The organism is Gordonia sp. UBA7599 (assembly GCA_002477755.1).
GTDB lineage: Bacteria > Actinomycetota > Actinomycetes > Mycobacteriales > Mycobacteriaceae > Gordonia.
Genome location: DLKD01000056.1, coordinates 560 through 9236 on the forward strand (window position 1 = coordinate 560; position 8677 = coordinate 9236).

Genomic DNA, 8677 nt, shown 5'->3' on the forward strand with positions numbered 1-8677 from the left:
AGCTGGAGCGCGCGCCCGAGCATGTGCACACCTACCGCGTGACGCCGTTGGCACTGTGGAATGCGCGCGCCGCGGGGCACGACGCGGAGCAGGTCGTCGACGCACTGGTGACCCACTCCCGGTATGCGGTGCCCCAGCCGCTGCTGATGGACATCGTGGACACGATGGGGCGTTTCGGCCGTCTGCAGTTGGTCAAGCACCCGGCGCACGGGTTGACGCTGGTCAGCTTCGACCGCGCGGTGCTCGAGGAGATCCTTCGCAACAAGAAGGTCGCCCCCATGCTCGGCGCCCGTATCGACGACGACACCGTCATTGTGCATCCGTCCGAGCGGGGACGACTCAAGCAGATCCTGCTCAAGGTGGGCTGGCCCGCCGAGGATCTCGCGGGCTACGTCGACGGTGAGGCACACCCGATCGAGCTCGACCAGGCCGACTGGGAGTTGCGCGACTACCAGGAGCTCGCAGCCGAGTCGTTCTGGGCGGGCGGCTCGGGTGTCGTCGTACTGCCCTGCGGCGCGGGTAAGACGATGGTCGGTGCCGCTGCGATGGCCAAAGCCGGTGCCACGACGCTCATCCTGGTCACCAACACCGTCGCGGGCCGGCAGTGGAAGCGGGAGCTGATCGCGCGCACCTCGCTCACCGAGGAGGAGATCGGCGAGTACTCCGGCGAGCGCAAGGAGATCCGGCCCGTCACCATCGCCACCTATCAGGTGATGACCCGCAAATCGAAGGGCGAATACCGCAACCTCGACCTGTTCGACTCGCGCGACTGGGGGCTCATCATCTACGACGAGGTGCACCTCCTGCCCGCGCCGGTGTTCCGGATGACCGCCGACCTGCAGTCGCGCCGCCGACTGGGCCTTACCGCGACGCTGGTCCGTGAGGACGGTCGTGAGGGCGATGTGTTCAGCCTGATCGGGCCCAAGCGGTTCGACTCGCCATGGAAGGACATCGAGGCGCAGGGCTGGATCGCCCCGGCCGAGTGCGTCGAGGTGCGCGTGACGCTGACCGACGAGGAGCGCCTCTCCTACGCCGTCGCCGAGAACGACGAGAAGTACAAGCTGTGCTCGACGGCGCACACCAAGGTCGGCGTCGTGAAATCCATCTTGGAACACCACCCGGACTCGCCGACGCTGATCATCGGCGCCTACCTCGACCAGCTCGAGGAACTCGGCGAAGCGCTCGACGCGCCGGTCATCCAGGGATCGACGAAGACGAAGGACCGCGAGGCCCTGTTCGACGCGTTCCGCCGGGGCGAGATCGGCCGCCTCGTCGTTTCGAAAGTCGCAAACTTCTCCATCGATCTGCCGGAGGCGTCGGTGGCCGTGCAGGTCTCCGGGACGTTCGGGTCGCGACAGGAAGAGGCCCAGCGCCTCGGCCGGTTGCTTCGGCCCAAGAGTGACGGCGGGCAGGCACACTTCTACTCCGTGGTCGCGCGAGACACCCTCGACGCCGATTACGCGGCTCATCGGCAGCGGTTCCTCGCCGAACAGGGCTACGCGTACCGGATCGTCGACGCCGACGACATCGTCGGGAGCTGATGAACGCTGAGGGCCCTTCCTACGGGGACCACCAGCGACCTCACAGAAATCACTGTTAGCATTTCGTTACCAAACCGCTTTGTTGATGAGAATCGAAGGTTGACTCGAATGCGTCCCACCGCTCGTGCGTGCTCGCTCGCACTGCCCGCTGTCGTTGCCGCCGCACTGGCCGTCGGCGCAGCGCCCGTCCACGCCGACAGCATGGTCGGCCCCTTTGACTTCGGCAGCTTCGATTTCGGCGGCAGCCTCGGCTCGTCGAAGAAGGGCCCGCAGCACTACGGCAAGCTCGGCCGGCCGGGTGCGACCAACGGCGTGAAGTCGATCAACACGTGGGTGTACTCGCCGTCGTCGGGCCGCAGCAACGGCTCCTACCCCGTCGGGTCCAGTGTCGGCGTGAAGTGGAACGCCGTCATCGATGCCGGCGACCAGATCAACGGCCCCGAATGCCAGATGTCGGTTCGAATCACGCAGGGCCCGAGGCCTCCGGGGGCGTTCTCCACCAAACAATGCACGTCGAAGTACGCATGGAAGCTCAACGTGCCCGGTGAGTACGTCGCGCGCGTCACCGACGCGATCTCCGGCGCATCGAACGCCGTGCGGTTCACAATCCGGTAGTAGACTCGCCGGAGATCGTGTTCCGGCCGTAGGAGGTGAGACCCATGAACGCAGGACAGCAGTGGGTGCTCCCCCGACGATCACGACAACGCGGCTGAGACAGCCGACTGAGCGCCCGTCACGCGAATCGCGAAGGGCGACTCATGAACAACTCTCCACACTCCTCGTTCTCTAACGACTCACGTTGGGCCCTGGTGCTCGGCGGCGGCGCGGCCACCGGCAACGCCTGGCTCATCGGTGTCATGGCAGGACTCTTCGACGGCGGCTTCGACGCGCGCAGAGCCGATCTCGTCGTCGGGACGTCGGCCGGATCGACGGCAGCCGCCCAGATCGGCGGAGCAGATCCCAGTGAGCTGTACTCCGCCATCATCGATCCGGCGACCGTGCGGCAAACCGAACTGGCGGCGGCTTCGCGGCCCAGCGGACCACTCAAGCCTGAACACTTGCAGCGCCTGCTCACGGTAGCCGGCGAGTCGAGCGACCTCGTCGACTTCCGCCGACGCATGGGTGCCGCCGCGCTCGACGATCCCGCCTCTCATGACGGCTCTCGTCGAGCCTGGTGGCGCGAGACCGTTTCCTCCCGTTTCCCCGACCACGTTTGGCCGCAGCGGCGCACCCTGATCACCGCCGTTGACGCGGCGACCGGCGAGCCGACCGTCTTCGACGGATCCGACGGCGTCGACCTGGTGGATGCTGTCGCGGCGAGCTGCGCCGGTGGCTTCGCCTATCGGATCGGCGACCGCCACTACATCGACGGTGGGTACCGGATCAATGCCGAGAACGCCGATCTGGCCACCGGATACGACTGGGTGCTTGTCCTCTCCCCGTTGGGCGGGCGCTCCTTGCTTCCCGAGGCGTGGCGGGTGCGGCTGGGCTATCAGGTCGACGACCTGTCGGCGCGCGGCTGCGCCGTCGACACAGTGGTGCCGCCACCGGAAGACGAGCGGTTCTTCGGCACCAACGCGACCGACCTCACTCTGCGTGCACCGGCAGCCCGCGCCGGGTGGAAGCAGGGGCGCGCGCTGGTAGACCGATTCAGATCGGCGACGTGACGCCGGTGAGGCGTTCCGATGCGGCCCACAGGCGCTGTTGCACCTTCTGGTCGTCGGCGACCTTCTTGTACGACGACGGTCCCGGCGGTCCCACCATCCCGAACCTCTTGGTCGGCCCGTAGAAGCTGCCGTTGGTCGCCTGCGGGCTGGTTGCCGCGTACAGCGTGGGCATCGCACCGTCGGCTGCGGACTGGGAGATGAGGTAGGTGCCCAGCGCCATGACCTTGTCCTGGTATGTCTCGGTCTTGCCCTGCAGCTCGGTCTCCGCGTAGCCCGGGTGCGCAATGAGTGACGTCACCGGCGATCCCGACGCGGCCAAGCGCCGGGCCAACGCCTTGCCGAAGAGAAGGTTGGCGAGCTTGGAGTCGGAATAGGCGCGCCAACGCCGGTAGCGACGGCTCTCCCAGTTGAGGTCGTCGAAGTCGAGCTTGCCGAACTGGTGCATGTACGACGACAACGTGACGACGCGGTCGGTGATCTTGTCGAGCATCAGCAGCGTCAACGCGAAATGGCCGAGGTGGTTGGTGCCGAACTGCATCTCGAAGCCGTTGGCCGTGCGGTTCAGCGGCACCCCCATGATCCCGGCGTTGTTGATCAGTAGATCGGCGCCGTCGACGCGGGCAGCGAAGTCTCGCACCGACTCCAGGCTCGCCAGGTCGAGTTGCTCGACGCGCGCCTTGGGGCCGATCTCGGCGGCCACCGCATTGGCCTTGTCGAGGTTGCGGCATGCCAGCACGACGTCGGCGCCGGCCGCGGCGAGCGCGATCGCCGTCTCCTTGCCCAGGCCACTGTTGGCGCCGGTGATGATCGCGGTCCGTCCGGATTGATCTCCCAAGTCGATACTCATCGCGCTTCTCCTTTGGTTCACCAACCACACTAGTCAGCCCACGGTTTTGAACAAGGCCGACGCTGGTGACCACATAGTGGTCGCCAGCGTCGGCGGTAAGCGAGAGGATGGGCCCATGCAGGTCGCCATCGCCACGTTCCCGAAGTTCACCGCCCTCGATGCCGTCGGGCCCTACGAGGTGCTGCAGCGCATCCCGAGCTTCGACATCGTCTTCGTCGGGCACCGGCGTGGGGAGGTCCGCAGCGAGAACGGGATGCTCGGCATCATCGCCGATGCCGAGTTCGAGGAAGTACCTGAGCCCGACATCCTGGTATTCCCCGGCGGGATCGGCACGCGGACCCTCGTCGACGACGAGCGGGTGCTGGCGTGGGTGCGCAAAGCCCATCAGAACACCACGCTCACGACGTCGGTCTGCACCGGGGCGCTGCTACTCGCCGCCGCCGGGCTGTTGGACGGGCTGACCGCCACCACCCACTGGTCGGCGATGGACCTGCTGGGCAGTCTCGGCGCGGTTCCGGTCGCAGATCGGGTCGTCGAGCACCTGCCGCAGCGGATCATCACCGCTGCTGGCGTGTCGTCGGGGATCGACATGGCGCTGCGGCTGGTCGACCTGCTCGTCGACGACACGGCGGCGATGGCCGCGCAGCTGATGATCGAGTACGACCCGCAACCGCCGTTCGACGCCGGCTCGGTCACGAAAGCCAGCGGCGCGGTGCTCGACCGCGCGATCGAGTACGGCAAGCTGCGCAAGTGAGCTAGCGGCCGGTCACCTTCCGGTTGTACTCGATCGCCTTCTCACACCAGAACGTGAGGACCTCGTCGTCGTCGATGGATTCCGCCGTCACCGCGATCCAACCGGGACCCATCGTGCGCCCGACGCCCATCTCGGCAGTTTCGGCGCCCGGCGTCGCAAGGAGTTCTTCATGCTCGTCGGCGTCGACGCGGACCAATAGGTCGCCGCTCTTGAGCGCGCAGACGGCCATCTTCTCGTCGACCATGAACGCCCGCCCACCGAACATGGCGATCTCACGGGTGACCGGCTCCTGCGCGAGTCGCTCGCGGAGTCGTTCGACGAGTTCGTCGCGGGCGTTCAACGAGGTCTGCGGCACATCAGTCCTTCTCGTCGACCATCTCGACCAGCTGGCCCTCGGCGAGTGATTCGGCAAGGATCTCGTCCTCCACCACGGTCGCAAGCGGCTTCTCCTTGACGAAGAGCAGCAGGAGGAACGTGACGATGGCGAGCGGGACCATGTACATGAAGATCGGTAGCAGCGCCTCGTTATAGGACTCGATCACCGGGATGCGGATCGCGTCGGGAAGGTTCGACACCTTCTCGGGGGTGAGCGAGTTTCCGGCACCGCCGCTACCGCCCTTGCCGAGATGGGGCAGCCGCTGTGCGAGCAAATCGTGCAGGCGCGCGATGAACATCGAGCCGACGATCGCGGAGCCGACCGAAGCGCCGACCTGACGGAAGTAGTTGGTCGCCGCGGTCGCGGTGCCGACGATGGCGTTGGGGAAGGCGTTCTGCACGATCAGCGTCAGAATCTGCATCGAGAAACCGATACCGACTCCGAAGATGGCGAGCACGGTGCACATCCACCAGGTCGCGCTGGTGATGGTCAGCGAGGCCATCAGCCACAGGCCCACGCCCATGATCAGCGCACCGGCCAGCGGGAAGGCCTTGTAGCGACCGGTCCGCGACACGATCGCACCGGAGATGGTCGAAGCGATGAGCAGGGCACCCATCATGGGGGCCATGAGCAGGCCGGCCTCGGTGGCGTTCACGCCGGTGACCATCTGCAGGTACGTCGGGAAGTAGCCGACCGCGCCGAACATCGCGACGCCGATGAGCAGGGCGGCGCCGGTGGTGACCGTGAAGTTGCGGTCGGCGAACAGCGCCAGCGGAATCACCGGCTGCTCGGCACGGCGCTCGCAGAGGACAAATGCTCCGGCGAGCAGCACGGCCGCGACGATGAGCCCGATGACCTGCGGCGACCCCCAGGCGTAGGTGTGGCCACCCCAAGTGCACACGAGCACGACGGCAGTCGTCGCCGCGGCCAGGATCGTCATGCCCAGGTAGTCGGTCTTGGCGTCGGACTTGGGCCGCTTCGGCAGGTGCAGGAACGCCAGGGTGGCCAAGATCGACAGCACGCCCAACGGCAGGTTGATCCAGAACACCCATCGCCAGCCGGGACCCTCGGTGATCCAGCCGCCGAGCAACGGGCCGCCCACCGACGACACAGCGAAGACGGCGCCCATGATGCCCATGTACTTTCCGCGCTCCCGCGCGGGCACCACGTCGGCGATCGCGGCTTGCGCGAGGATGATGAGTCCACCGCCGCCGATGCCCTGCACGACGCGGGCAAACACCAACCACCAGATGTTGGCGGCGAGGCCGCCAAGGACCGATCCGGTCATGAAGAGGACGATCGCGGTGAGCAGGACCGGCTTGCGGCCCAACTGGTCGGAGATGCGGCCGTAGACGGGCATCATGATCGTCGAGGCGAGGATGTAGCCGGTGATGACCCAGCTCATCTGCTCGACGCCGCCAAGATCGCCCACAATCGTCGGGAGGGCCGTCGAGAGGGACGTCTGGTTCATCGACGCCATAAGCATCGTGACCATCAGGCCGACGAACAGCCAGAGGACCGACGCACGACCCTCCGACTCTTGGGCAGCGACGCCAGCGGCGGGCGCAGCCGAATGTGCAGCCATAGGAAAGCCACCTTCCAAGTTTGATATCAAACTCAAACGTACCGAGACCGACGAGCCGGACTGACTCAGTCCCGCCGGCGCGTCACTCGCTCCAACGGGATCCTGGCCAACCCGCGGACCAGGTCGGAGACGGTGGCCGGCGCTGCGCGCGCCGCGTCGAGTTCCTTAGCAACGGAGATCGGGATGTACAACTCACTGTCACCGAGGCGGCCGCGCAGGTGCAACGAGCCGCGGAAGGCCCAGTTGCGTGCCTCGTCCGCCGCGGCGTTCACCGCTTCGCCGCTGGCCACGACAGGCACCTTGGCGTCTTTGGCGACTTCGGACAGCCGGGCGCACTCGTTGACCGGATCGCCGATCACGGTGTACTCGTATCGGTGCTGGGCACCGATGTCCCCGGCGAACACCGTCCCGTGGGACACCCCGATCCCCCACTTGATCGGCAGTTCCTCCCGCAACCGACTGGCCAGTTCGCGCGACGCCTGCAACGCCGCCGCGGCAGCATTGTCGAGCGCGACGGGCGCACCGAACACGGCCAGCGCGGCGTCGCCCTCGAACTTGTTGATGAAGCCCTCGTGCTCGTCGACAACGTCGGCGACGATGGTGAAGAACCGGTTGAGCAGGCCCGCGACAACCTCCGGGTCGAGATGCTCGCCCATCATCGTCGAACCGGCGATGTCGACGAACAGCACGCCGACCGATGGGGTCGTCCCGCCGGACATCTCGTCGTCGCCGGCCAATGCGTGTTCGGCGACGGTCGAGCCGACGTGGCGCGCGAACAGATCGCGGACCCGCTGACGTTCCTGCAGACCGCCGACCATCTGGTTGAATCCGTGCTGCAGCACACCCAGCTCAGAGGTGTCGTAGACGGCGACGTCGGCATCTATATCGCCGCGGCTGACCTTGTCCATCGCCTTGGCCAGCTCGTCGAGAGGATCGGCGAGCACACCGCCGACGAGGAGAACGACTCGCGTGCCAGCGGCCAAGCCGATCATCGCAATGACGACGGTCACCCAGTCGACCTTGCCGATCGGCGTCGGGATCAGTCCGATGTGGCGGCCGAAGTTGATGGCGAGCAGGCCCGCCATTGGGACCGCCGACGACACGATCCACACCGAGAGGAGTCGCACGCGGACGCTGTACTTGACCTGCGCCCTGGTCTGACCGCGCATGGCCATGACGGAGAGCGGCCGCGCGGCGCGCTCGGCGAAAATATAGGTCAGGCACGCACTCGACACCGCGGCAAGACAGAAGCCTCCGGCGACCACGATGAATTCGGAGGTGCCGCGGCCGAGGATGAGGGCCGCCAGCAGATAGACGCCCAGCGACACGGTCCAGGCGGCCATCGTGCCCAGGACTTGCCGGTTCGGAATGGCGGCGATCGCCTCCCGCCGGCCGGGTTCGATTCTCGCCCCCGACAGGAACCAGTTGAGGCTGCCGCGCAGCGCGACCATTCCGAAGACGAGGTTGAGAATCGTCCCGACGACCAGCGCGATCACCATGGCCGACAGGATCGGTGCATCGATGTCGAGCATGCGGCCCAAGTCGCCGCCGTTGAGCGCGAGTTGCACGAGGACGAAGGTCTCGACGCCGATGAGCGCATTTCCGCCGACCAGTGCCGCCGCCGACGCGCGGATCGAGCCGGCCCCGATCCGGCGGCGCTCCTCGTCGCTCAATCCCGACCAGGAGCGCTCGTCGAAGCCGGGCATGGCCGGGCTGTGCCGGCCGACGCGCTCCACCAGCGGGATACGCCCGACACCCCCGGCGAAATCACGGCCGGCCACGCGCCCTCCTCGATCAGAGATTCACATCTGACTGTAGAGGACGCGCAGCCGGTTCCCTATGGTTCGCGCTCAGACCTGCAGACCGGCTTCGATCTCCAGGGTGATGGTGATCTTGTCGCCGACGAC

At 66.8% G+C, this 8677-nt stretch carries 8 protein-coding genes; 4 read left to right on the forward strand and 4 right to left on the reverse strand.

Going from position 1 to position 8677, the window contains the following annotated elements:
* The 3 genes from B4L26_RS07100 to B4L26_RS07110 all read left to right on the forward strand — a co-directional run.
* Positions 1-1541: DNA repair helicase XPB (locus tag B4L26_RS07100; protein WP_290717468.1), on the forward strand; the 1541-nt coding region annotated here is incomplete at its 5' end.
* 108 nt (positions 1542-1649) lie between these two features.
* Positions 1650-2156 (forward strand): hypothetical protein, encoded by a 507-nt coding sequence (locus B4L26_RS07105; protein WP_290717470.1) that lies wholly within the window; start codon positions 1650-1652, stop codon positions 2154-2156.
* A 143-nt stretch (positions 2157-2299) separates the two neighbouring features.
* On the forward strand, positions 2300-3208 hold the full coding sequence (locus B4L26_RS07110; RefSeq protein WP_290717472.1) for a patatin-like phospholipase family protein: 909 nt from the start codon (positions 2300-2302) through the stop codon (positions 3206-3208).
* On the opposite strand, the gene B4L26_RS07115 is transcribed toward B4L26_RS07110, so the two are convergent.
* A complete protein-coding gene (locus B4L26_RS07115) occupies positions 3192-4055 on the reverse strand; it encodes an oxidoreductase (RefSeq protein WP_290717473.1) in 864 nt (287 codons plus the stop codon). The genes B4L26_RS07110 and B4L26_RS07115 overlap by 17 nt on opposite strands.
* A gap of 115 nt (positions 4056-4170) precedes the next feature.
* Between B4L26_RS07115 and B4L26_RS07120 the strand changes: the two genes are divergently transcribed.
* Positions 4171-4809, forward strand: a complete 639-nt coding sequence (locus B4L26_RS07120) for a DJ-1/PfpI family protein (RefSeq protein ID WP_290717474.1) — start codon at positions 4171-4173, stop codon at positions 4807-4809.
* Between the two features lies 1 nt (position 4810).
* Here the strand turns inward: B4L26_RS07120 and B4L26_RS07125 are convergent, their stop codons facing one another.
* The 3 genes from B4L26_RS07125 to B4L26_RS07135 form a co-directional block, all read right to left on the reverse strand.
* The gene (locus tag B4L26_RS07125) at positions 4811-5164 is read right to left on the reverse strand and encodes a TfoX/Sxy family protein (protein ID WP_290717476.1); all 354 of its coding nucleotides are present in this window, start codon (positions 5162-5164) and stop codon (positions 4811-4813) included.
* Position 5165: 1 nt separating this feature from the next.
* Positions 5166-6770, reverse strand: coding sequence for an MDR family MFS transporter (locus B4L26_RS07130; protein WP_290717478.1), 1605 nt, complete (start codon positions 6768-6770; stop codon positions 5166-5168).
* Between the two features lie 65 nt (positions 6771-6835).
* Complete coding sequence (locus tag B4L26_RS07135; RefSeq protein ID WP_290717480.1) at positions 6836-8551, reverse strand: adenylate/guanylate cyclase domain-containing protein; 1716 nt, start codon at positions 8549-8551, stop codon at positions 6836-6838.
* Positions 8552-8677: the final 126 nt, after the last annotated feature.

Coding starts and splice junctions, on each gene's coding strand:
- B4L26_RS07120 (WP_290717474.1), top strand. CDS start 4,171: ATGCAGGTCGCCATCGCCACGTTCCCGAAGTTCACCGCCCTCGATGCC.
- B4L26_RS07130 (WP_290717478.1), bottom strand. CDS start 6,770: ATGGCTGCACATTCGGCTGCGCCCGCCGCTGGCGTCGCTGCCCAAGAG.
- B4L26_RS07105 (WP_290717470.1), top strand. CDS start 1,650: ATGCGTCCCACCGCTCGTGCGTGCTCGCTCGCACTGCCCGCTGTCGTT.
- B4L26_RS07115 (WP_290717473.1), bottom strand. CDS start 4,055: ATGAGTATCGACTTGGGAGATCAATCCGGACGGACCGCGATCATCACC.
- B4L26_RS07110 (WP_290717472.1), top strand. CDS start 2,300: ATGAACAACTCTCCACACTCCTCGTTCTCTAACGACTCACGTTGGGCC.